This is a genomic window from Streptosporangium sp. NPDC000563 (assembly GCF_040299985.1).
In the GTDB taxonomy this organism is placed as follows: Bacteria; Actinomycetota; Actinomycetes; order Streptosporangiales; family Streptosporangiaceae; genus Streptosporangium.
In genome coordinates this window covers 169,905-194,700 of record NZ_JBEPDA010000011.1, presented here as the reverse complement: position 1 = coordinate 194,700, position 24,796 = coordinate 169,905, and the positions used below count along the sequence as shown (strand labels likewise).

General features: G+C 72.8%; 9 protein-coding genes. 3 read left to right on the top strand and 6 right to left on the bottom strand.

Annotated elements, in window-relative coordinates; all coding sequences use genetic code 11:
• Nucleotides 1–108: 108 nt before the first annotated feature.
• The 3 genes from ABT352_RS24745 to ABT352_RS24735 form a co-directional block, all read right to left on the bottom strand.
• Entirely contained in the window at nt 109–1,383 is a 1,275-nt protein-coding gene (locus ABT352_RS24745) for a lysine N(6)-hydroxylase/L-ornithine N(5)-oxygenase family protein (RefSeq protein ID WP_350947284.1), read from the bottom strand.
• A gap of 76 nt (nt 1,384–1,459) precedes the next feature.
• The gene (locus ABT352_RS24740; RefSeq protein ID WP_350947283.1) at nt 1,460–2,491 is read right to left on the bottom strand and encodes an iron-siderophore ABC transporter substrate-binding protein; all 1,032 of its coding nucleotides are present in this window, start codon (nt 2,489–2,491) and stop codon (nt 1,460–1,462) included.
• A gap of 92 nt (nt 2,492–2,583) precedes the next feature.
• Entirely contained in the window at nt 2,584–15,252 is a 12,669-nt protein-coding gene (locus tag ABT352_RS24735; RefSeq protein WP_350947282.1) for a non-ribosomal peptide synthetase, read from the bottom strand.
• Nucleotides 15,253–15,391: 139 nt separating this feature from the next.
• Here ABT352_RS24735 and ABT352_RS24730 point away from each other — a divergent pair, with 139 nt between their 5' ends.
• Nucleotides 15,392–16,795 (top strand): salicylate synthase, encoded by a 1,404-nt coding sequence (locus ABT352_RS24730; protein ID WP_350947281.1) that lies wholly within the window; start codon nt 15,392–15,394, stop codon nt 16,793–16,795.
• A 13-nt stretch (nt 16,796–16,808) separates the two neighbouring features.
• Here ABT352_RS24730 and ABT352_RS24725 read toward each other — a convergent pair whose 3' ends face one another.
• Nucleotides 16,809–18,452 carry a (2,3-dihydroxybenzoyl)adenylate synthase gene (locus tag ABT352_RS24725; protein WP_350947280.1) on the bottom strand — a complete coding sequence of 548 codons (1,644 nt, stop codon included), beginning with the start codon at nt 18,450–18,452 and terminating at the stop codon, nt 16,809–16,811.
• Between the two features lie 3 nt (nt 18,453–18,455).
• Nucleotides 18,456–18,863 (bottom strand): aspartate 1-decarboxylase, encoded by a 408-nt coding sequence (gene panD, locus ABT352_RS24720; RefSeq protein ID WP_350947279.1) that lies wholly within the window; start codon nt 18,861–18,863, stop codon nt 18,456–18,458.
• A gap of 78 nt (nt 18,864–18,941) precedes the next feature.
• On the opposite strand from panD, the gene entS reads away from it, so the two are divergent.
• Nucleotides 18,942–20,231, top strand: coding sequence for an enterobactin transporter EntS (gene entS, locus ABT352_RS24715; RefSeq protein ID WP_350947278.1), 1,290 nt, complete (start codon nt 18,942–18,944; stop codon nt 20,229–20,231).
• 181 nt (nt 20,232–20,412) lie between these two features.
• Nucleotides 20,413–20,841 carry a hypothetical protein gene (locus ABT352_RS24710; protein WP_350947277.1) on the top strand — a complete coding sequence of 143 codons (429 nt, stop codon included), beginning with the start codon at nt 20,413–20,415 and terminating at the stop codon, nt 20,839–20,841.
• Between the two features lie 130 nt (nt 20,842–20,971).
• Here ABT352_RS24710 and ABT352_RS24705 read toward each other — a convergent pair whose 3' ends face one another.
• Entirely contained in the window at nt 20,972–24,646 is a 3,675-nt protein-coding gene (locus tag ABT352_RS24705) for a non-ribosomal peptide synthetase (protein ID WP_350947276.1), read from the bottom strand.
• Nucleotides 24,647–24,796: the final 150 nt, after the last annotated feature.

Here is a 24,796-nt window from a genome sequence, read left to right as displayed (position 1 = left end):
ACCTATGGAACACAACACCACCAAAGGTAATCAGGTAAATACACAGAGTCACGTAGCCGCTCACCCTCGTGTCGGAGGCCCCTGAGACCGCAGGCCACATGCGGGCGGTTACGGCTCGGCTCCCTGGGGGACCTGCGCCGAGCGCCGGGCGATGGAGCGCACGATCTCCCCGGTGCGGACGGCGGTCATGGACAGCAGCGAGGAGGCGATCCCGTGGGTGCCCTCGGTCGCCCCCTGGAGGTAGACGCCCCAGGTCCGCCCGGGAGCGGTGGCGACCCGGTAGTCGCGCTCCACTCTCAGTTCGCCCTTCTCCCCCGTGAGGCAGTGCTCGCCCGCCTCGCCGAGCAGGTCTCGCGGGTCGCGCTCGCGGTAGCCGGTGGCGCAGACGACCGCGTCGGCCTCGATCGCGCTCACCTCGCCCGTGGGCAGGAAGCACACCCGGACGCGGGCGGTGTCGCCGTCGTCGTGCACACCGAGCAGGCGGGAGGCGTTCAGCATGCGCAGCCGCTGGACCCCGGCGACCTTCTCGGCGTAGGAGCGCCGGTAGAGCTCGTCGATGAGGTCGAGGTCCACCACCGAGTAGTTGGTGTTGCGGGAGTAGGCGAGCAACATGTGCTTCACCTCCTCGGGCGCGGCGAAGAAGTGGTCGACGGCCTGCGGGTCGAAGATACGGTTGGCGAAGGGGCTGTCGTCGGCCGGCGAGTACCCGTACCGGGTGAAGACCGCGCAGACCTCCGCCGACGGGTAGGTCCGGTGCAGGTGCTCGACGGCCTCGGCCGCGCTCTGCCCGGCACCGACCACGACGAACCGTGTGGGCTCGCGCCCGCCGAGGGTTTCGAGCCGGGTCAGCAGTTCCTCGGTGTGCCAGATCCGCTCGCCCTGCCGTACCCCTTCGGGGAGCACGGGGTCGAGTCCGACCGCGATCACGAGGTTGCGGGCCAGGCAGGTGTGCAGCTCGTCGCCGTGTTGCACGACGACCTCAAGGGTGTCGTCGTCGTGCGGACGCACCGCGACGACCTCGGAGTCGTAGCGCACCAGGTCGGCGAAGGAGGCCGCGGTCCACTCCAGGTAGTCGTGGAACTCCAGCCGGGTGGGGAACATGGTCTTGTGGTTGATGAAGTCGACCAGTCTCCCCTTCTCCTGGAGATAGGACAGGAAGGAGTGGGGGCTGGCGGGGTTGCGCAGGGTGACCAGGTCCTTGAGGAAGTGGACCTGCATCGTGGCGCCCTCGATGAGCATGTCGCGGTGCCAGCCGAACCTCGGCTGCCTCTCGAAGAAGACCGCGTTCACGCCGGAGCCGTACTCCTCCTCCAGGGCCACCGCGAGCGCGAGGTTGGAAGGGCCGAAACCGATGCCCACGACGTCATAGACCGGGCTCGACATGTTCGCCTCTCACGTGCTGAAGGGGTGGTCCCCCGCGGCCGGGACGGCGGCGGGGGCGGTGTGGAACGGGGGTGTTTCAGGCGGCGTCCGCGGCCTTGGCCGCCTTGACGAGCCGGGGCACGACCTGGTCGATCACGTAGGGGACCGCGAGCGGCGTCGGTGTGCGCAGCGGCCAGAACGCCTTGAGGTCCAGCGGCACGTACGAGCCGCGCCTGACCACGTCGAGGCCGGCGAACAGCTTGCCGGCCTCGATCTTCCGCTGCGTGGCGGCGTCGTCGTTGTAGTGGCTGAGCAGCAGGTCGACGTCGAGGACCTTCACCTTCTCCATGCTCAGCTCGGCCGCGAAGCCCTCTCCGGGAAGCGCCTTGATCTCTTCGGGCAGCGCGAGCCCGAACTGGCCCAGCAGCTTGACGCTGATGTCGGTGCCGGACTTCAGCACGCCGATGTTCCCCGAGGGGAAGACGCTGGTCAGCGCGAACTTCTTGCCGGCCAGCTCGGGGTGGGCGGTCTTCACCGAGGCGATCTTCGCCTCGACGTCGGCGACGAGCCTCTCCCCCTCGTCCGTCCTGCCGACCGCCTTGGCGACCTGACGGGCCACCGTCTGCCAGGAGTCCTCCGCGGGACCGGTCTCGTAGGCGGTGGTCGGCGCGAGCCGGGAGAGGTTGGCGTACTCCTTGTCGATGTAGTAGTCGCCGCCCGCGAGGATCAGGTCGGGTTCGAGCGCGGCGATCTGCTCCAGCGAGAAGCCCGCCTCCCCGGCCTTCAGCAGCGTCGGCGCGGTGCCGGAGAGCTTCGGGGCGCTCCAGGGGGTGAGCCCGTCGTCCTGGATACCGGTGAGCTCCGCCATGGCGACGGGCTGCACGCCCAGGGCGAGCAGGGTGTCCTGGTCGGCCTCGCCGAGGGCGACGATGCGCTGGGGGGCGGATTCGATCGTGGTGGTGCCGAGTTTGTGCGTGATGGTGACCGGGAATCCGGGGGCGGCCTGGGCCGCGGGGGCGTTCGCGGCGGGCTGTCCGGCTCCGCCGCTCTCACCGGCGCACGCGCCCACCAGGCCGAGGCCGAGCAGCAGCGTTCCGGTCGCGGCCAGGCGGCGCATCGTGTCGCGCATGGGTATGGGTGTCCTTCCGAGGCCCGAGAGGGCATTAAGAGTTAGGTTAGCCTCGCCTAAGTTAACAAGCTTTGGCGGTTGGGGGAAGCGCCTCATTCCAGGTGATTCAGGAGTTCCGCGACGGTCTGGGCCGTCATGAGCGTCGCGACCTTCACTCCGCCGCATCCCGGCTCCCGCCGGATGCGGCGCACCAACCCCATGACGAGCAGCGAGTGCCCGCCCAGGTCGAAGAAGTTGTCGTGCGGGCCGACCGCGTCCACCTCCAGGACCTCGGCGAACGCCCTGCACAGCATCGCCTCGCGGTCGTCGTCGCGCCGAGTCGCGCCACCGTCGCCATCGGCGCCGCCGTGTCCGTGGCCGGTGACCGTACGGGCCGTGAGCGTCACGGGCAGGTCGCTCAGACGCGTCCCGGGGTCGGCCGCGACGGTCTCCAGCACGCCGACGAGCGCCTCGATCATCGTGTCGATCGTGGCCCGGTCGAACAGGTCGGCCGAGTAGTCGACGACCAGATGGAGCCCCTCCCCCCTCTCCCGGAAGATGAAGTCGAGGTCGAACTTCGCCGCGGGCGGGCTGAAGAGCGCCTCCCGCTGCCGCAGCCCGGGAAAGCGCACGTCGCCCATCGACTGGTTCTCATAGCCGACCATCACCTGGAACAGCGGGTTGCGGCCGGGGACCCGAGGTGGCCGCAGGGCCTCGACGAGCACCTCGAACGGCAGGTCCTGGTTGGCGAGCCCTGCCAGGTCGGTGTCACGGACCCGGGCGAGCAGTTCGGCGAAGGAGGGGTCCCCCGAGGTGTCGGCGCGCAGCACGAGCGTGTTGACGAAGAAGCCGACCAAATCACCGGCCGCCTCGTCGGTACGACCCGCGACCGGGCTGCCCAGCGGGATGTCCTCCCCCGCTCCCGTGCGGTGCAACAGCGCGGCGACCGCGCTCTGGCAGACCATGAACATGCTCACCTGGGCATCGCGCGCCAGCTCGCGGAGCCGCCCGACCAGCGGAGGCGGCAGCCGCCTGGTCGTGGACCCGCCGCGCTGGCCGACGGTGGCGGGCCTGGGCCGGTCCACCGGCAGCGGGATCTCCTCCGGCATGCCCGCCAGGGCCCCGGTCCAGTAGGCGAGCTGGCGGGCGTGCGGGCTGCCCGGGTCGGCGGGGTCACCGAGCAGCTCACGCTGCCAGAGCGTGTAGTCGGCGTACTGCACGGCGGGCGGCTTCCACCCCGGCGTGCCGTCCGGCCCCTCGTCCGGTGCCCTTCCCTCCAGCCTCGCGGCGTAGGCGCGCGCCACATCCCTGGCGAACGGCCCGAAGGACCACTCGTCGAACGCGATGTGATGGAAGACGGCGAGCAGTAGGTGCTCCTCCTCCCCGCCCGATTCCACGATTCCCCCGAACACCTCGGCCCTCGTGAGCTCTTCGGTTTCCGTGAACTCAGCGGACCTCGCGGCCTCCACAGCCTCCACGGCCTCCACGGCCTCGGCGGACCTCGCGGGCCTCGCGGGAATGAGCGCGACTCGCAACGGGATCTCGGTGGCGAGGTCGAACGGCCGTGCGATCACCTCCTCGGGCGAGCAGGTGGTGATCTCCAAGACGGGACGCGCGGCCTCCGGCGGCAGGATCCGCTGGTAGGGCACCCCCTCGTGCTCGGCGAAGACGGTACGCAGGCTCTCGTGCCGCGCCGTCACGTCGCCGATCGCGGCCCGCAGCGCGTCCACGTCCAGTTCGCCGCTCAGGTGCACGGCCAGCGGCAGGTGGTACGCCTCGCGCGGCCCGTCGTCCTCGCGCAGGATCTGGTCGAGCAGCCAGAGCCTGCGCTGCGCGTACGACAGCGGGACGCGCGCCGGCCGTTTCCCCGCCACCAGCGGGGGCCTGAGCGTGACACCGGCCCTGTCGTGCAGCCGGGTGGCCAGCTCGGCGACGTTCGGCGCCTCGAACAGGTCACGGATCGCGAGCTCGGTGCGCAGCACCGCGCGGACCCTGCCGACGAGCCGGGTCGCCAGCAGCGAGTGCCCGCCCAGGTCGAAGAAGTCGTCGTCCACGCCGACGCCGGGGACGTCGAGCACCTCGCCGAACAGGGTGCACAGCAGGTGTTCCACGGCGGTCCTGGCCGCGCGGCCCGACCCGCGCGGTCCCTGCCGGTCGGGGGCGGGCAGCGCCCGCCGGTCCAGCTTGCCGTTGACGGTGAGCGGCAGCGCGTCCAGCGTGACGACCGCGCTCGGCACCATGTAGCCGGGCAGCCGCCTCCTGAGTCCTTCGCGCACCCGCGCGGCGAGCGCCCCGTGGTCGCGGGCCGCCGCCGGGTTGTTCGCGTAGGACGCGGGCCCGCGCTCCGGGTCCGCGGGGAGGAAGGCGGCCCCTCCGCCGAAGACGGCGTCGTAGTGGCCGATCTCGTCCGACGGGGTGGTCACCACACCGGCATCGAGCGCGTACAGCAGTTCGGGCTCGATCCCTCTCGGGGGGTCCTGGAGCAGCTCGCGCGCCTGGCGGTACGAGGCACCGCCCTCCAGCGCGCGCAGCGCGGCGAGCTCGGCCGAGAGCCTGGGGTCGGGGATGGCACGCACCCGCAGCGGCCCGGAGCGGGCGGCGAGGCGGGCCGTCAGGTCCTCCATTCCCGCCCAGTCCACGACCGTGGTCCCCGCGGGCGACGCGACCGGACGCGCATCGGTCCGCAGGTCGGTCCGCGGGTCGGTTTGCGGGTCGGTTTGCGGGTCGGTTTGCGGGTCGAGCGGTGCGCCGGTCCGCGCGGCGAGGTTCACGGCAGGGTTCGCGGTGGGGTTCGCGGCGGGTGACTTCCACAGGGTCACGTCGTAGCGGTGCCTGCTGAGCTCGTTGTGGTGGACGCCCCGCTTGGTGCGGATCTCCACCCGCGCGGCCAGGCCGAGGGCGGTGAAGAACGCGGGGTCGAGCAGGAGCTCCTTCTCCATCCGCACGGCCCGGTCGATCGCCGCCGTACCGACACCGGAACCGTCGTCGTCGCCCCGGCCGAGCCGGATCGCCGCGTGCAGGCAGCGCACCGACCGCAGGTCGCGCACGTCGCCCACGAACAGCGCGCCACCGGGGGCGAGCAGGTCCATCGCGGCGGCGATCACGTCGGCGAGGTATCCGGCGCTCGGGAAGTACTGGACCACGGAGTTGACGACGATCGTGTCGAAGTGGCCCGCGGGCAGGCCGGTGGTGTCGTGCGCGGCCTGGCAGCTCAGGCGTACCGGCGAGCCGGGGCCGAGGTCGGCCCGGAGCTTGGCGATGACGGGCGCCGCGAAGTCGGTGCCCCAGTACTCGTCGCAGCCGGGGGCGAGCCGCGACAGCAGCAGGCCGGTGCCGACGCCGATCTCCAGCACCCGCCGGGGTCCGAGGGCCTCGACGCGGGCCACGGTGGTGTCGCGCCACTCGCGCATGTGCTCCAGCGGGATCGGCGACCCGTCGTAGCTGCTGTCCCAGCCCGCGAAGTCCTCGGTGTGGACGGCGGTGCCGATCTCGGTGTACTCGGCGTCGTAGATCTGCCGCCACTCGGCCAGGTGCTCGCGCTCGGCGTCGGGCCGCGCGGCTCCGTCGGGCACCACGTAGCCGATGAGGCGCTTCACGCCGGGCACCTCGGTACCGACGGCGACGACGGCGGCCTGCCCCACACCCGGCTCGGCGGCGAGCGCGGTCTCGACCTCCTCCAGCTCGACCCGGTAACCGCGGATCTTCACCTGCTCGTCGGTACGGCCGAGGAAGTCGATGTTGCCGTCCCGGCGCACCCGTACGAGGTCTCCGGTGCGATACATCCGGCCGCCGCCGAACGGGTCGGCGACGAACCGCTCGGCGGTCAGGCCCGGCCGGTCGAGGTAGCCCCTGGCCAGACCCGCCCCGGCGATGTAGAGCTCTCCCGGCGTGCCCGGCGGTACCGGGCGCAGCCAGCCGTCGAGCACGTAGCCCCGGGTGTTCCAGATCGGCCTGCCGACCGTGGGGGTGGCGCTGTCCTCGGTGCCGCCGCCCAGCGTGTTGATGGTGTACTCGGTCGGGCCGTAGAGGTTGTAGCCCAGCACCCCCTCGGCCTCCGCGAGCCGGTCCCACACGGCGGCCGGGACGGCCTCGCCGCCCAGCAGCACGAGCGGCGGGCGGTGCTCGCCGTCCAGCAGCCCCTCCTCCAGGAGCTGCTGGGCGTAGGTCGGCGTCACGTTGACGACGTCGACGCGGTGACGCCGCAGGTATTCGGTGAGCGCCTCGGCGTCGCGCCGCAGCTCCTCGTCGCAGACGTGCACCTCGTGGCCCTCGATGAGCCAGAGGAGTTCCTCCCACGACATGTCGAAGGAGAACGACACGGTGTGCGCGATCCGCAGCCGCCGCCCGGCCGAGGCCACCACCGGGTCGAAGATGTTGGCCCGGTGGTTGAACTGCATGTTGGTCAGACCCCGGTAGGGGGTGACCACCCCCTTGGGACGCCCGGTCGACCCCGAGGTGTAGATCACATATGCCGGGTGCTCCAGCCGTCCCGGCACGTCCCTGCCGAAGCCGGGCAGTTCCTCGTCCGTCAGACCGGTGCCGGGCAGGCCCGCCAGCGTCTCCCGTACGGCGGGGTCGTCCAGCGGGATCGAGGCGCCGGGGTTCGCCAGCCCGGCGGCGATGTCGCGGTGCGAGACCAGGCAGACGGGGGCGGCGTCGGCCAGCATGAAGTCGAGCCGCTCCGCCGGGTAGTCCAGTTCCAGGGGAAGGTAGGCGGCGCCCGTCTTGAGCACCGCGAACAGCGCGACGACCATCTCGGCGGACCGGGGCAGGGCGAGGGCGACCACCCGTTCCGGGCCCGCGCCGTGCGCCTTCAGCAGCCGGGCGAGGCGGTTGGCGGCGGCGTCCAGCTCGGCGTAGGTGAGTCGCGTGTCCGGCTGGGAGACCAGGGCGAGCTCGTCCGGGGTGCGCGCGGCCTGCTCGGCGAGGAGTTCGGCGATGGTGAGGTCGGGGACGGGCCGTTCGGCCTCGGCCCAGTCGCGGCGCAGCCGGTCGTGCTCGTCGGGCAGGAGCGGGTCGAGCCGGTGGCAGGGGGTGTCGGGTTCGGCGGCGACGGTCTCCAGGAGGCGTACGTACCGGTCGGTGAGACGCCTCGCCTCGGTCTCGGTGAAGGCGTCGCCCCGATACATGACCCGCAGGCCGGCGCCGGGCTCGACGACCATGGTGAGCGGGTAGTGGGTCGCGTCGCGCACCTGACGGCCGGTCACCCGCACATCGCCGCCGGGGCCGAAGCCGCGTCCGGTGGGCATGCCGGGGAAGTTCTGGAACACGAAGAGGGTGTCGAAGAGGGTCCCGAGGCCCGCCACCCGCTGCACGTCGGCGAGCGCGACGTAGGAGTGGTCGAACAGCTCCGAGGTGAACGTCTGCACCCGTTCCAGGACGGTGCGCAGCGGATCGGCCGCCGAGGCGCGCATCCGGACCGGGACGGTGTTGAACAGCAGGCCGACGACGGACTCGACGCCGTCGACGTCGGGGTGGCGGCCGGACACCGAGACGCCGAAGACCACGTCGTCGCGGCCGGTGAGAGCAGTCAGGAGCAGCCCCCAGGCGCTCTCGTACAGGGTGCCGAGGGTGAGGCCGGACTCGCGGGCGCGGGCGTCGAGCCGGGCGGCGAGGCCGTCGGGCAGCGCACGGTGGATCTCCCCCGCGGTGGTGAGGTCGGCGGGCCGGTCGATCAGGTCCGGCCGCAGCAGGGTCGGCTCGTCGAGCCCTTCGAGGGCACGGCCCCACGTCTTGATCGTGGCCTGCCGGTCCTGCCCGTTCACCCAGTCGAGGTAGGCGTGGAAGGGGGTCACGGGCCGGGCGCGCTCGGCGCCGGCGTCGGTGTAGAACTCCAGCAGCGAGGTGACGAGCAGGCCACCCGACCAGCCGTCCAGCAGGATCAGCTCGGAGGTGAGCACCAGCCGGAAGTCGTCCTCGCCCACCCTGGCCAGCGCGAAGCGGATCAGCGGCGGCTCGCCGGGGACGAACGGCCGGGCGCGCTGTGCCTCGACGAACTCCTCCAGCGCCCGCTGGTCACCGGTCTCGGCGTAGGTCCAGTCGACCTCGAAGCGTTCGGGGACGAACTGCACGCTGCGGCCGCCGTCGGTGCGGAACCCGGCCCGCAGGTTGGGGAACTTCAGCAGCACCTCGCGCGCGGCTCCGGCCAGCCGGTCGGGATCGACAGGACCCGCCAGGGTCACCACGGCCTGCTGGACGTAGATGTCCCGGTCCCCACCGGCCAGCATCAGGTGGAAGAGCAGTCCTTCCTGCAAAGGCGAGAGCGGCAGCTCGGCCCGCGCCCGCACCGGACCGTCCGCCACGACCTCGGCGGGCGGCCGGGAAAGGTCCGCGACCTTGGCCAGGGCCTCGACGGTACGCAGCCGGAAGACGTCACGGACGGCGAAGGGGAACCCGGCCCGGCGGGCACGTCCCACCAGCAGGGCCGCGCTGATGCTGTCGCCACCGGTGCGGAAGAAGTCGTCGTCGGCGTTGACGCCGTCCCGCCCGAGGGTCTCGGCGACGAGCCGGGCGACGGCGCGCTCGGTGCCGGTTCGCGGTGCCCTGCCCTCGCGGACGGCGGGCTCGGGCAGCGCGCGGCGGTCGAGCTTGCCGTTGGGAGTGCGCGGCAGCCGGTCGAGGCCGACGAGCACGGCGGGGACGAGGTGATCCGGCAGGATCTCTTCGAGCCGGAGCCGCAGCGCGTCCAGGTCGGGTTCGGAACCGGGGTCACCCACGACGTAGCCGACGAGGCGCGGCCCCGAGCGGGCCGCCACGGCCGCCTGGCGCACACCGGGCTGTGCGGCGAGCACCGCCTCGACCTCTCCCGGCTCGACGCGGAAGCCCCGGATCTTGACCTGGTCGTCGGCCCGGCCCAGGAAGTCCAGGCCGCCGTCGCGGCGGCGGCGCACCCGGTCGCCGGTGCGGTAGAGCCGCGATCCCGGCGGGCCGAAGGGGCTGGCCACGAACCGCTCGGCGGTGCGGGCCGGGTCCTTGAGATACCCGCGCGCCAGGCCGTCCCCGGCGAGGTAGAGTTCGCCGACCGCGACCTCGCGGAGCCCGGCGTCCAGGACGTACGCCACGGTGTTGGCGATCGGGACCAGTCCGCCGCCGCCCTCGGCGATCAGGCTGTCCCCTGCCGCCTCCGAGCAGCCGTACAGGTTGACCAGCCGGGCGGGGACCCGCCGGGCCAGGGTGGCGGGCAGCGCCTCACCGCTGCTCACCCAGGTGGTCACCGAGCCGAGCCTCCCGCTCGGCGCGCTCTTCCCGGGCTCCCGACACTCCCGAGGCTCCTGCGGCTCCTTGGCTTCTCCGACTTCCCCGTTGCGCGCGCTCTCCCCGGGCTCACCGTTTTCTCCGAGCCGTTCGTTGCGTGCGGCCTCCCCCGCCTTCTCCCTCTCCTCGTTCTCCATGAGCGCGGCCAGCAGGCTCGGCACGACCGTCACCAGGTTCACACCGTGGCGGTGGATCAGCTCGGCGAGGGCGACCGCGTCGGTGGCGGTGTCGTCGTCCGCGACGACGACGGTGTCACCGGCGACGAGGCCGCCGAGCAGCTCGGTAGTGCCGTCGATGAAGGCCGGTGAGCTCTTGGCGACCCGCACGCCGACGGTGGCGAGGTCCGCACCCCAGGCGAGCCGGTTGGCCAGGGCCCGCTGGGTGCCGACGACGGCCTTCGGGGTCCCGGTGGACCCCGAAGTGAAGATCACGTACGCGGGGTGGTCGGGGAGGATCGGAGTCCTCGCGCGAGGCGGGGCGTCCGACGGCGGCTCGTCCACGCCGAGGACGAGCAGGGGCCCGGCGGTGTCGAGCATCAGGTCGATCCTGGAGCGCGGGTAGGTCGTGTCGATCGGCAGGTAGGCCGCGCCGGTCTTGAGCACGGCGAGCAGGGCGACGACGAACTCGGCCGAGCGGGGCAGCGCGATCGCGACGATCTCCTCGGGGCCCGCCCCCGCCGCGGCGAGCCGGTCGGCGAGGGCCTCGGCGCGCTCGTCGAGCTCGGCGTAGCTGAGCGTGATCCCGCCGTCGCCACGGACGTCACCGCGGACGTCACCGCAGACGACGGCGGTGGCGTGCGGGGTGCGCGCCACCTGCGCCTCGATCCGCTGGGCGACGGTGAGCGGGGCGACCCCGTCCACGGGGCCGGGTCCCGCGAGTGGTCCGAGCGGGGCGCGGAGCGACGACAGGCGCCGCGCCGGGTCCTCGGTGACCTGGTCGAGCAGCTCGCCGAGGTCGGCGATCATGCCGGTGACGGTCTCGGCGTCGAAGAGGTCCGTGGCGTAGGCGACGAACCCCTCGATCAGTTCCTCGCCCTCGGCGAAGTAGACGTCCAGGTCGAACTTGACGCCGCCGGTCTCGGGAAGGAACGGTTCCGCGCGTACGCCGGGCAGCCGCAGCCGCACGTCCTCCAGCCGCTGATGGACGATCATCACCTGGAACAGCGGACTGCGGGCGAGTGAGCGTTCGGGGGCGAGCCGCTCCACCACCTGCTCGAACGGCACGTCCGCGTTGGAGAACGCGGCCAGGTCGGTGCGGCGGACCCGCTCCAGGAGTTCGGTGAAGGTGGGGTCGCCGGTCAGGTCGGTGCGCAGCACGACGAGGTTGACGAACACGCCGACCAGGTCCGCGAGGTCCGCGTCGGTACGGCCCGCGACGGGCGAGCCGAGCGCCAGGTCGTCGCCCGCTCCGGCCCGGTGCAGGAGCGCGGCGACGGCGGCGTGCAGGACCATGAAGACGCTGGTGCCGGTCTCCAGGGCGAGCCGTCGCGCCCCGGCCGAAGGCAGCCGGAACGGTACCAGCCCGCCCCGGTGGCTCGCCTCGGCGGGGCGGGGCCGGTCGGCAGGTGGCGTGCTCTCCTCGGGCAGCCCGCGCAGTGCCCGTTCCCAGAAGTCGAGCCGGTCCGCGGGAGCCGGGGACTCGTTCCGCCAGACGGCGTAGTCGGCGTACCGCACGGGCAGCGGCGCCCAGTCGGGCGCGGTGCCCGTCCTGCGGGCGGTGTAGGCGCGTGACAGGTCGGCGAGCAGCGGGGTGAACGACCACTCGTCGGCGGCGGCGTGGTGCTGGAGTATCACCAGCACGGACTCCTCGGCACGGACCCGCAGCAGGGTGGCCCGGATGGGCAGGTCGGTCCCGAGGTCGAAGACGTGCGAGGCGGCCCTCGTCTCGGCCGCGCGCAGCCGTTCCTCCGGCCGGCCGCGCGCGTCCACCACGTCGAAGGCGACCTCGAAGGTGTCGAGGACGCGCTGGACCGGCAGCCCGTCGGGGCCCTCCTCCAGCAGGGTGCGCAGCGCCTCGTGCCGGATGACGACGTCGGCGAACGCGGCGCGCAGCGCGTCGACGTCGACCGGCCCGTACAGGCGCAGGCCCAGCGGCAGCGCGTCGGCGGCCGAGGGGCCGCGCAGGCGTTCCTCGAACCAGAAGCCGCGCTGGGCGGGAGAGGCGGGCACGATCTCGGGCCTGCTCACGTCGCGGACCCTCGGCCGGGTGCCCCGTACCAGCCTGGGCGCGAGCGTGGCGACCGTGGGCGCCTCGAAGACGTCGGCGACGGTGAGCTCGGCGTCGAGCGCGGCGCGCACCCGCCCGGCGAGGCGGGTGGCCAGCAGGGAGTGGCCGCCCAGGGCGAAGAAGTCGTCGTCGATGCCCACGGTGCGCAGGCCGAGGGTCTCGGCGAAGACCGCGCACAGCGCCGCCTCTCGGTCGTCGCGCGGACCTCGGCTCGACACCCGCGCCTCGGGCGCGGGCAGCGCGGCCCGGTCGAGCTTGCCGTTGACGGTACGAGGCAGTGCCTCAAGCCGGACGATCACCGAGGGAAGCATGTACTCGGGCAGCGTCTCGGCCGCCGTCGCCCGAAGGTCCGCCTCGTCGAGGTCATCGAGGTCTCCGCTCGGCACCACGTACGCGACTAGCCGCTTCTCGCCGGGCGCGTCCTCGCGGACCACGACGGCGGCCTGGACGACGCCGGGGTGGGCGGCGAGCACGGCCTGCACCTCGGCGGGCTCGATGCGGAACCCGCGGATCTTCACCTGGTCGTCGGTGCGTCCCAGGTATTCCAGCGATCCGTCGCGGCACCGGCGTGCCAGGTCGCCGGTGCGGTACATGCGCTCGCCCGGCGGGCCGAAGGGGTCGGCGACGAAGCGTTCCGCGGTGAGGCCCGGCCTGCCCGCGTAGCCGCGCGCCAGCTGCGTCCCGGCGAGGTAGAGCTCGCCGGGGACACCGATCGGGGCGGGACGCAGCGCGGCGTCCAGGACGTGGGCGCGGGTGTTGGGGAACGGCCTGCCGATCCCCGAGGACGGCAGTTCGGCGGAGGTCGCCCAGATCGTCGCCTCGGTCGGCCCGTACACGTTGACGGCCGACGCCGCCACCGCGTGGAGGGTTCCGGCGAGCGCCGCCGGAAGGGCCTCACCGCCGACGAGCACCCGCAGCCCGCGCAGCGCGGCCGGGTCCAGCGAGCCCAGCAGTGACGGGGTGCCCTGGACGATCGTCGCCCCGGTGAGCAGCGCGCCCAGCGCCGCCGGGTCGCGTACGCTCTCGCGCCCGGCGAGCACGACGGTCGCGCCGCTGATCAGCGGCACGTACAGCTCCAGCGCGGCGATGTCGAACGCGATCGTGGTCACCGCGACCAGCCGGTCGGCGGCGTCCAGGGCGAGACGCTCCCTCATGGTGAGCAGGAACGCGGTGAGCGCGGTGTGCGGGACGGCCACGCCCTTGGGCCGGCCGGTCGAACCCGAGGTGTAGATGACGTACGCCAGGTCGCCGCCTCGGACCGGATACGGCTCCTGGCCTGCGGTCGGCCCGGGGTGCGCGTCGGGGAACGTGTCGTCCGGTGTCGGCGTCTCGGCGCGGGGGGCGGCGAGCACCGGGGGGACATGGGCGGAGCGGAGCGCACCGTCCTGGGGCAAGGGCTCGGTTGTCAGCGTCCGGGGTGTCAGCGTCTCGGTTCCCCGCGGGATGAGGGCGGCCGTCTCCGGGGTCGCGATCGCGCAGAGCGGGGCGGCGTCCCGGATCATGTAGGCGATCCGGTCGGCCGGGTGGTCCAGGTCCAGCGGCAGGTAGGCGGCGCCGGACTTCAGCACGGCGAGCAGCGCGACCACCAGGTCGGGGGTGCGGGGCAGGGCCAGGGCGACGACCCGGCCGGGTCCCGCGCCGCGCTCGCACAGCACCCGGGCGAGGGCCGAGGCCCGCAGGTCCAGCTCGGCGTAGGTGAGCGTGGCCCCGCCAGTGCCATCGCCAGTGCCCTCGACGGCGACCGCGCCGGGAGTGCGGGCGGCCTGCTCCTCGAACAGGGAGGTCACCGTCGTGTCCTCGACGGGCCGCGCGGTGTCGTTCCACTCCTCCAGCAGGGCCGCCTCGGCCGCACCGAGCAGCTTCAGGTCGGCGATCCGCCGGTCCGGGCGGCTCACCGCGTCGCCGAGCAGCGTCTCCAGATGGCCGAGGAGCGCGTCGATGCGCTCGTCGTCGAACAGCTCGCGACGGAAGGTGGCCTCGACGGTCATCCCCCGGGGCCTGACGAATGCCTCCAGCGACAGGTCGAAGTGGGTGGTGCCGTTGTGGATGTGCGTCCAGCTCGTGGTGACGCCCGGTAGGTCCAGGTCGCCGATCTCCTGGGCGAGAAAGAGCAGCATGGTGTCGAAGAACGGCGAGCCGCCGCGCCTGCGGGCGGGCCGCAGCTCCCGCACGATCGTGTCGTAGGGCAGTGTCCGGTGCGCGAACCCCTCGGTGCAGGTGTCGCGGACCCGGCGCAGGACCTCGCGGAAGGTGGGGGCACCGGACAGGTCGGTGCGCAGCACGAGGGTGTTGCCGAAGTTCCCGGCCAGCCGCTCGATCTCGGTGTGCTCGCGGTTCATCACCGCCGAACCGATCGCGATGTCGGTCGCGCCGGTGTAGCGGTGCAGGAGCACGGCGTGGGCGGCGAGCATCACCATGTACGGGGTGAGGTTCTCCCCGGCGGCCAGTTTCCGCATGCCGTCGGTGACGGTGTCGTCGAAGCGGCGGGCCCTGCGTCCGCCGCGCTCGGAGGCGGTCGCGCCGCGCGGGCGGTCGGCGGGCAGGTCCAGGGGCGCGGGCGGCGGGTCGAGGCGCCGCCGCCAGTAGTCCATCTCCTCGGCCGGGTGCGGGCGGTTCTGCTCCCAGTCGGCGTAGTCGGGATAGTGGACGGTGAGCGTGGGCAGGCCGTCCGGCTCACCGGAGACGGCCGCGCGGTACAGGGCCGACAGGTCCCGTGAGAGCGAACCCCAGGTCATGCCGTCCCAGGCGATGTGGTGCACGACCAGGACCAGGGCGTACCTGTCGACGCCGAGCCTGAGCAGTTCGAGCCGGATCGGCCGCTCGGCGCGCAGGTCGAAGGGGAGCGCCGCGAGCCGCTCGGCGTACGCCTCGGCGTCGTCGGCGTCGTCGGCGTCGGTGGCGTCGGTGGCGTCGGTGGCGTCGGTGGCGTCGGTGGCATGGTCACGCACCGGCAGGTCGAGGGAATCGTCGGCGAGGACGTACTGCACCGGCGTCCCGTCGTCGTTCTCGTCGTAGACGGTGCGCAGCACGGCGTGCCTGCGCAGGAGCGCGCGCAGCGCCTCGCGGAGCGCCTCGGGGTCGAGCTCGCCTGACATGCGTACCAGCAGGCAGACGTTGTAGGCGGGGCTGGAGGGGAACGTCCGGTGGTGCAGCCACATGCTCTGCTGCGCGTACGACAGCGGGGCGGGGCCGTCACCGGCGCGTGGGGTGATCCGGTCCCTGCCGGGTCCGAGCCCCGCCTCGGTCATCATCCGCCGCATCAGTTCGCGCCGCTGCGCGACGTCCTGCCGCTGTTCCCGCACGCTCAACGTCCTTAGTGGCCGGGGGTCGGGCGCTCTGTCCCGCATCGCGACTTAGGTTAGCCTTGCCTCTTAAATCCACACAAGGTTAGCCTTACCTAAATTGCTGGAAGTTGTCCGGTTTCATAAAGGGGTGGGTTCCTTGTCCTCTGGTGTCCGCACGGATCAGACGCGCACGGAGATAGTCGTCGAGAGCGCGGCCGACCCGTTGCGCCTGGTCACCCACCTGGCCCAGTCCGGGCTGTTCGACGACTACGTCGTGTACGAGCGGCCGGGCCTGTGGACCTTCGCGGGCGGGGTGGCGGGTGAGGTGATCCTCGAACCCGGAGTCGTCCGCAGCCGCTGGCTGGACGCCCCCTCCCCGGCCTCCGCCGACCCCGCGCACGCGCCGGACCCCCTGGACCCGCTGGATCCGCTGCACGCGCTGGACCCGCTCGACCCGGTGGACCGGTTCGACGAGCCGTGGTCGGGCCGACCGGCCGCGGCGCTGGAGGCGGCGCTGCGGACCGCCCCGTGGCCGGCGTGGAACGCCTACGGCTGGATCGCGTTCGAGTTCGCCGCGCTCGCCCCCGCGGGCAGGCTCGCCCACCTGGTCGTGCCGCGCACCGAGGTGCGCGTCGAGGCGGGGCGCGCGCTGGTGGTGAGCATGGACGCCGAGGAGGCCGAGCGGGTCGCCGAGCTGCTGTCCGGCCAGGTCGTCCCCGGATCGCCGTCGTCGCCGTCGCCGGTCGACGTGCGCACCGGCGGCGACCTCTACAGGTCGCGGGTCGCCCAGGCGATCTCCGAGATCGACGCCGGGCTCTACGAGAAGGTCATCGTCTCCCGGCGGCTGCCGATCCCGTTCCCCGTCGACGTCGTCGCGACGTACGCGTGCGGCCGTGCCGCCAACACCCCGGCCCGCTCGTTCCTCCTCGACCTGGAAGGCTTCCAGGCCGCCGGGTTCAGTCCCGAGGTGCTGGCGGGCGTCGACGGGCACGGCACGGTGACGACCCAGCCGCTCGCCGGCACGCGCGCCTTCGGCCAAGGTGAGAACGTGGACTCGCGGACCCGCCACGAGCTGGAGAACGACCCCAAGGAGATCTTCGAGCACGCGGTATCCGTACGCGCGTCGCAGGACGAGCTGTACCGGGTGTGCGTGCCCGGCACGGTCCGGGTCACCGGCTTCATGGCGGTGAAGGAACGCGGCAGCGTGCAGCACCTGGGATCAAGTGTCAGCGGTGAGCTGGCGCCCGGCCGCACCGGCTGGGACGCGCTCGACGCGCTGTTTCCCGGCGTGACCGCCTCCGGCATCCCCAAGCCGGCGGCCGTCGACGCGATCGCCAGACTTGAGGAGCCCCGAGGGCTCTACGCCGGAGCCGTCCTCGCTGTCTCACACGACGGGGCGATGGACGCCGCCCTGGTGCTGCGCGCCGTCTACAGCGAGAACGGCCGGGCCTGGCTGCGGGCCGGCGCCGGCATCGTGTCAGGTTCGACGCCGGAACGGGAGTACGAGGAGACCTGCGAGAAGCTCTCCAGCATCGCCCCGTACGTGGTCCCGCGCACCTGAGAAGCGGAGGAGCTCAGCGCAGGCTCGCGGCGAGCTCCTTCTTGCTGATCTTGCCGACCGGAGTGCGGGGGAACGCCTCGACCGGCTCGACGCGGTCGGGCCACTTGTATCCGGCCACACCGCGCTCCCTGAGGAACCGCTTGATCTCCCTGAGGGTCGGCGCCTGGTCCCGCACGATCAGGAAGGCGCAGGTCCGCTCCCCCATCACCGGGTCCGGGATGCCGACCACCGCGACGTCGTGCACCGCCGGATGGGCGAGCAGGTGGTTCTCCAGCTCCTCTGCCGAGATCTTGTCACCGCCCCGGTTGATCTGGTCCTTGTCGCGGCCCTCCACGACGAGGTGTCCCGAGGGGAGCACCCGCACCAGGTCTCCGGTCCGGTAGAAGCCGTCGGTGGTGAAGGAGCGCGCGTTGTGCTCCGGTGCGCGGTAGTAGCCGCGCAGGGTGTACGGACCGCGGGTGAGCAGCTCCCCGACCTCGCCGGGGGCGACCTCCGCGCCGTCGGAGTCGACCACGAGGATCTCGTCGGCCGGGGACAGCGGCCTGCCCTGCGTGGTGTCGACCAGCTCGCGGGGATCGTCCAGCCGGGTGTAGTTGAGCAACCCCTCGGCCATTCCGAACACCTGCTGCACCGCGCAACCCAGCACGCCGGGAACCCGCTCGGCCCGCTCGGCGGCGAACTTGGCCCCGCCCACCTGCAGCAGCCGGAGCGACGACAGGTCCTCCCGCGACCAGGATGCCGCCTCAAGCCAGAGCAGCGCGATGGGCGGCACCACCGCGCACACCGTCACCCGCTCCCGCTCGATGAGGGGGAACGCCTCGTCGGGTGACCCGGAGGGGGCGAGGACGACGGTGCCGCCCTTGGCGAACACCCCCAGCACCCCGGGGCAGGCGAGCGCGAAGTTGTGCGCGACCGGGAGCACCACGAGGTAGACGGTCTCGCGGGTGAAGCCGCAGACCTCGGCGCTCGCCTCCAGGTTGTAGACGTAGTCGCGGTGGGTGCGCGGGATCAGCTTCGGAAGTCCGGTGGTGCCGCCGGAGAGCAGGAACACCCCCACGTCGGCCGGATCCGGCCGCTCGTACGACACGGGTCCGGAGACGAGGCCGTGATCGGGGGCGGTGTCGCGACCGGGAGTTCGGTCGGAGTCAAGGGCGGAGCCACGGTCGAGGTCGGTGTCGAGGTCGGCGAGGGCGAGGAACTCCTGGGCGTCCCCGTCCACCACGACGTGCTCCACGGCCAGCGAGCGGGCCAGGTCGCGGTAGTCGAATCCGCCGTGCGCGTCCGGGATGACGTACGCCCTCGCCTCGCTCAGCTCGCACAGGTAACCGATCTCGCTGCTGCGGTGCGCGGGCAGGGCGAGCACCGGGGCGGCGCCGATCCGGACGAGGGCGAGGAAGACGACGACGAATGAGGTGGTGTTGGGCAGTTGCACCACGACGCGGTCACCGCGCCGGATGCCCAGCCGCGCGAAACCCGCGGCGGTGCGCTCGGCCCGGCGGTCCAGCTCGGCGTAGGTGAGTCGCTCGTCCCCGGCCACGAGCGCGGTCCGCTCGGGGTCGCCCCCGTTCAGCACGTCGCCGAGCGGCCGGTCGCTCCAGTAGCCCTCCGCCAGGTAGCGCGCCGCGACCTCCTGTGGCCAGGGGGTGAATCCCTCCACGGGTCACCTCCCCGCGATCTGGGCCACCGCGCCCGCGACCGGCTCGGCCGGGTCGCCGCCGAGCGCGACGACGCGGTTGGCTCCGTCCACGTGCACGACCTTGGGCCGGTGCGCCCGCGCCTCCGCGTCGTCGAAGTTCCCGTACGAGATGACGATGACCAGGTGTCCGGGGTGGACCAGGTGGGCCGCCGCGCCGTTGACGCCGATCACCCCGCTGCCCGCCTCGCCGGTGATCGCGTAGGTGACCAGGCGGGCGCCGTTGTCGATGTCGACGACATGGACCTGCTCACCTTCGACGATGTCGGCGGCGGCCATCAGGTCGGCGTCGATCGTCAGGGAACCCACGTAGTGCAAATCCGCCTGGGTCACGGTGGCACGGTGGATTTTTCCGTTCATAAGGACCCGCTGCACTGGTCTGTCCTCTTTCCCTAAGGTCAACTAAGGTTAGCCTCACCTTATCCACTGTGTTCGGTGAGGAGAACCCCGAAGATGCTGCGCCGTCTGGCCATGGACATCAGCCCGCTCCGGACCAGCAGAGCCTTCCGCGACGTGTTCGTGGCGCGCACCGTGTCGGTCTTCGGGATCGGCATGCTGATGGTCGGGGTGCCCGTACAGGTCTACGCGATGACCGGATCGACCGTGCACGTCGGCGCGGTCTCCTCGGCCGAGGGCTTCGCGCTGCTCGCGGGATTCCTGTGGGGCGGTGTGCTCGCCGACCGGCACGACCGGCGCCGGTTGATGCTCGTCGCACGCACCGCCGCCGGTATCGGCTTCGCGCTGCTGACGCTGAACGCCTTCCTGCCCTCCCCCTCGCTCGCGGCGATCTACGTGCTCGCCGCCTGGGACGGGCTCGCGACCGGCGTCAGCGTGACCGCGCTGCTCGCCGCGACCCCCGCCCTCGTTCCTCCCGACAAGCTGGTCGCGGCGGGCGCGCTCAACGCGCTGACCGTACGGCTCGGTTCGATGCTCTCCCCCGCGCTCGGCGGCCTGACCGTGTCGGCGTTCGGCGTCGGGTGGAACTACGCGGCAGCGGCCGTGGGAACGCTCGCCACCCTCGGCCTGCTCACGAGGTTGCCCGCGCTCAGACCGGCCGTCGAGGTCACGGAGAACCCGCTCAGAGCGATCGGCTCGGGGCTGCGGTTCGTGGCCTCGCACCGCGTGGTCGGCTCGCTCATGCTGCTCGGCCTGCTGTTCATGGTGGCGGGCGGTATCCCGGTGCTCATGCCCGCGTTCGCCACCCTGCGGCTGGGCGGCGGCCCGGCCACGATCGGCCTGCTCTACGCCGCGCCCGCCTGCGGCGCGGTGCTCGGCTCGGTCACCAGCGGTTGGACCGGACGGTCACGCGCGCCGGGCAAGGCGCTGCTCGTCGCCTCGGTCTGCGGCTTCGCGCTGCTCGCCTGCCTCGGGCTGGCGACCCATCCGGCGCTCGCCGTCGCGATCCTCTTCGGGTACGGCCTCGTCGCGTCCGTCGAGGAGATCCTCCGCTACGGCCTCATCCAGGCGCACACCCCCGACGGTTACCTTGGACGGGTGAACGCCCTGTGGGCCGCCCAGGAGACCGGCGGCGAGGCCGTCGGCGCGCTCGGCGCGGGCGTCCTCGGCCGCTACCTCGCACCCGGCACCGCGATCGTCGTGTACGGCGCGGCCAGCGCCGCCCTCGCCCTCGGCCTCGCCCTCACGCTCACCGGCCTGCGCGGCGCGACCCTGAGGACCGACCCGCAGGACACCGAACCGGGAAAGGCCCGGTCCAGGGACGCCGAGCCGCGCCGGCCGGGGTGAGAACCGTCCAGGCAAAGGCACCGCGAAGAAACCACTGGAAAAACGACCGCTCTTGCCAGATCGTGAGAAGCGACAGCAAACCCCTCATGTCCCGTGCCGGCGCAGGACCGCCGGTGACGCCCACCCGACGAACCACGGCCCGGCCTCTGGGGGAAACCGCAGGAACGACGAGAGGAAGAACATGCCTCAGACGACCGCCGCCCTCCTGCTGCTCGTCGCCCTGACCGGCGGCACCGCACCGGCGCAGTCCGGCCTGACCCCGGCGGAAACGCCAACGGTCGCCCTCGCACCGGTTTCGGCCGCCGCCCCGGCGACGGGCGCCGTCGCGCGAGGGAAGGCCACCGGCCCGAACCTCCGAGCGTGTTACGACGGAAGGTGCAAGCTCACCATCTCGAAGGCGGTGCGGTTCCGGGTCAGCCCTCGATTCGGCGTCACCCGGCTGTCCGTCTCCTTCGGCCGGGATTTCGTGCGGGTACGGGCCACCGGCCCCGGTGTCACCTCGCAGGCGGTGCTCGGCCTCCGTTCGACGGGGTCGGTCAACGGCATCGGCGTACGGGTGGTCTCGCTCTCCCGGGGCAAGGCGGTGCTGAGGCTCTCCCCCGTCCGCTGACCGCGACGACCATTCCCTCCGCTCGTGAGCGGAGGGAATGGTCGCACCGGAGGCGCGGTCCCGGGCGACCGGCACCGGTTACCGCGACCACCCCCGGCGGTCACGTCCCGCCGGGGGTGGTCGCGGAGCGTCAGCCGGACTCCCCCGCGCCCAGGCGCTCGGTGAGCTCGTCCTCGGACATGTCCTCGACCATGAGCCAGATCTCGGCGACCGCCTCCAGCCTGCCGGGGGCCTCCTCCACCTCGACGAACCGGCGGGCGACGCGCGACACGGTCCGCTCGGTGAACAGCGCCCGCAGCGGGAGCGAGGAGGCGTCGAGTGCCTCGCGCAGCCGCGCGATGACGGTGGTGGCCAGCACCGAGTCACCGCCGAGCGCGAAGATGTCGTCGTGCGCGCCGACCCTCGGCACGCCGAGCACCTCACCGACGACCCGGGCGAGCACCCGCTCCAGCGCCGTGCCCGGCGCCGTGTAGGGCGTGCCCGTCTCCCCTGCCGCCGCTGCGACGAGGGCGGCGAGCGCCTTGCGGTCCACCTTGTTGTTCGCGGTGAGCGGGAGCGCCTTCAGGGGCACCAGGAGGTCGGGAACCATGTGCGGGGGCAGCAGTTTTCGCACGTGGGCGAGCAGTTCTCGTGTCGCGCTCTCCTCGGGCCCCGTCTTTCCCCGCCCGGTCCTCTCCAGGCCCGCCCTTTCCCGTCCCGTCTCCTCCGTCCCGGTCTTCTCCTGCGCCGTCTTGTGCGGCTCCGCCTCCTGGTCAGCCTCCCCGGCGAGCACGACCGCGGCGGCCAGGCGCGAGTCGGCGAGGAGCGCGACGGCGCGGCGCACCCGGGGGTGGCTCTCCAGCGCCGTCTCGACCTCGCCGAGTTCGATCCGGAACCCGCGCACCTTCACCTGGTGGTCGCGCCGTCCCAGGAACTCCAGCGTGCCGTCGGGCCGGTAGCGGGCCATGTCCCCGGTCCGGTACCAGCGGATGCCCTCGTGGACGACGAACCGGTCGGCGGTGCGCTCGGCGTCGCCGCTGTAGCCGTCCGCGACCCCCGCGCCGCCGATCCACAGCTCGCCCTGCGCCCAGTCGGGGCGGTCGCGCCCGGCCTCGTCGACGACCCGGCAGGCCACCCCGCGCAACGGGACGCCGTACGGGACCGCCGTCCAGTCCGCGGGCACCTCGCCGTCGACCTCGATCACGGTCGAGTGGATGGCGGTCTCCGTCGTACCGCCGAGCGCGACGAACCGTGCTCCCGGCGAGCGTTCCCGCAGCAGCGCGGGCAGGTGCGTGCCGACCCGGTCGCCGCCGAGCAGGACCAGCCGCAGGCTGGGCGCGGGGCCGGTGCGCAGCAGCATCTCCAGCACCGACGGCACGCAGTTCAGCACGGTCACCGACCACCGCTCGACCAGTCCGGCCCAGCGAGTGGCGTCGCGACGGTCGTCCTCCAGCGGGATCGCCACGGCGCCGCCGGCCGACCAGAGAGCGAACAGGTCGAACACCGACAGGTCGAAGTCGAGGGCCGACACGGCGAGTGACACGTCCGCCTCGCCGATCGAGAACCGCTCGACCAGATCGCCGATCGTGTTCATCGCGGCCCGGTGCGAGACCTCGACGCCCTTGGGCTCCCCGGTGGAGCCGGAGGTGTACAGCACGTAGCCGACCTGGCCGGGCGGGACGGGCACCGGCTCGTCCAGCGGCGCGGGGTGCGTCACGGCCGAGGTGAGCGAGACCGCGACCCCGGCCGTCCTGAGGATCCTCTCCCGCCGGACGGCGGGCTGCCCCGTTCCGACGGGCACGTACGCGGCCCCGGCCGCCAGCACGCCGAGCACCGCCACGGCCTGGTCCGGCCCCTTGGGCAGCTCGACCGAGACCCGGTCACCCGGCCGCACCCCCCGTTCCACGAGATGGGCGGCGACGCGCAGGGCACGGTCGGCCAGCTCGCCGTACGTGAGCGTGCGGCCATCGCCATCGCCACCGACGTCGTCGGCGCCACGAGTGCCGCCCGTGCCATCGCCGCCCCAGTGCAGCGCGGGGAGGCCGGGGGTGCGGCGCGCCCGCGCGAAGAACTCCTCGTGCAGCGTCCGCGCGGGCGGCGGTGGCTGGGCGTTGAGCTCGTGCCGCAGGCGTAGCCGGTCCGGCGAGGCGCCGATCCGCAGCGGCTCGCTCCAGTCGGCGTCCGGCGCGCCCAGACGGGTGATCGCCCCCGTGTAGGCGGCGAACATCGCGTCGGCGACGCCTTCGGGGAAGGCGGGGTCGCGCACGTCCCAGTTCAGCAGCAGTCCGCCGGAGACCTCGGTGACCTGGGCGTCCAGGAGCACCTGCGGCCCCTGGGAGATGATCCATCCCGGTTCTCCGAAGCTGCGCCGCGCCCGGTCGCCGAACAGCTCGCCGAGGTTGAGCGCGCTGGTGTAGACGATCGGGGCGAGCACCTGCTCGCCCCGCGACCTCGACAGATCCCGCAGCACCTCCAGGCCGGAGTAGTCGCTGTGCTCACCGGCCGTGTGCATCAGCGTCTGAACCTCGCGGGCGCGCTCGGTGAACGGCAACTCCCTCGACAGGTCGGCCTCAAGCAGGATGGAACCGGTGAAGTCGCCGACCACGGCGTCCACGTCGGGGTGGATCGGCTCGCGGTGGAACAGCGGCAGGTTCAGCAGGAAGCGCGGGGTCGCCGACCAGGCGCCCATCACCTCGGCGAAGACGGCGGCGAGCGCCATCGCGGGGGTGACACCCTCGCGGTGGGCGCGGGCGATGAGCCGCCGCCTGTCCTCGGGAGGCAGCCAGTGGTGCTTGCGGACGACGCGGTCGCCCGGTTGCGGCACGACCGGCAGCTCGGGTGGCCCCGACATCTCGCCGAGCCGCTCACCCCACCAGCGCCGGTCGCGGTCGCGTGCCTCGGCGCGCGGGTCGGCGGCGAGATAGCGCGCGTAGCCGTAGCCGATCGGCGGCAGGTTCTCGCCCTCGTACAGCGCCGCGAGGTCGGCCAGCAGCGTGCGGTAGCTCATCGCGTCGGCGGCGACCATGTCGACGTCCAGATGCAGCCGCGTCGCGCCGGAAGGCAGCAGGCTCAGCCGCACGTCGAAGACCCGGCCCGTCTCGATGGGGAGCCGCTGGGTGGACATCTCGGCGCGCAGCCGTTCCAGCTCCCCGGCGGGGTCCGGCACGGCGCGCAGGTCGTGCACCGTGACGGCGGGGCCCGGCCGCTCCGGCAGGATGCGCTGGGTTCCCTCGTCGGAGATCGCGACCCTCAGCATCGGATGCCGCTCGGCGAGTGCCACGACGGCCGCCTCCAACCGGGCGGGGTCGATCTCGCGGCCGTCGAGTTCCACGTAGAGGTGCGCGGCGACGGAGCCGAGCGACTGGCCGGAGTCCCGGCCGATCCAGTAGGCGTGCTGCATGAGCGCGAGAGGGAACGACCCGTCCGGTTCCGCGTCCCCCCGTTCCGCGGCAGGGGCGGGAACGCCGTCGAGGGCGGCACCGGAACCGAATCTGGAGCCGGAGCCGGACTCGATCCCGGAATCCGAAGCGGAACCGGCCTTGGTCCCGGGAGCGGACCCGGAAACAGACTCGGAAGCGGAGTTCGGGGACGGAAGCGGGTGCGGCGCGATGGCGCCGCGCTCGGCGAGCAGTTCCCACCACTCGGCCAGCGTGGGCCGCCGCGCGAGTTCGGCGAAGCCGACCTCGACGCCGAGGCGGCGCAGGTGGCCGGTCAATCCCATCAGCTGGATCGAGTCCATGCCCAGCTCGATGAGATTGTCGTGTGCCTCCACCCGCTCTCCGAGCAGGTCCGTCAGCGAACGGTGCAGTTCTTCCCTGGTCAGCACGAAGCTCCCCTTAATTCAGGTAAGGCTAACCTAATTTAGGAGCGTTGGGTCGTCAACGCGCGTCTCATGACGGCTCGCACGATCCAGGAGGCGCGGCCTCTCTCGTCGCCACGGCCGACCGGAACCCTCAGCATGCCGTCGCCTCGAAAA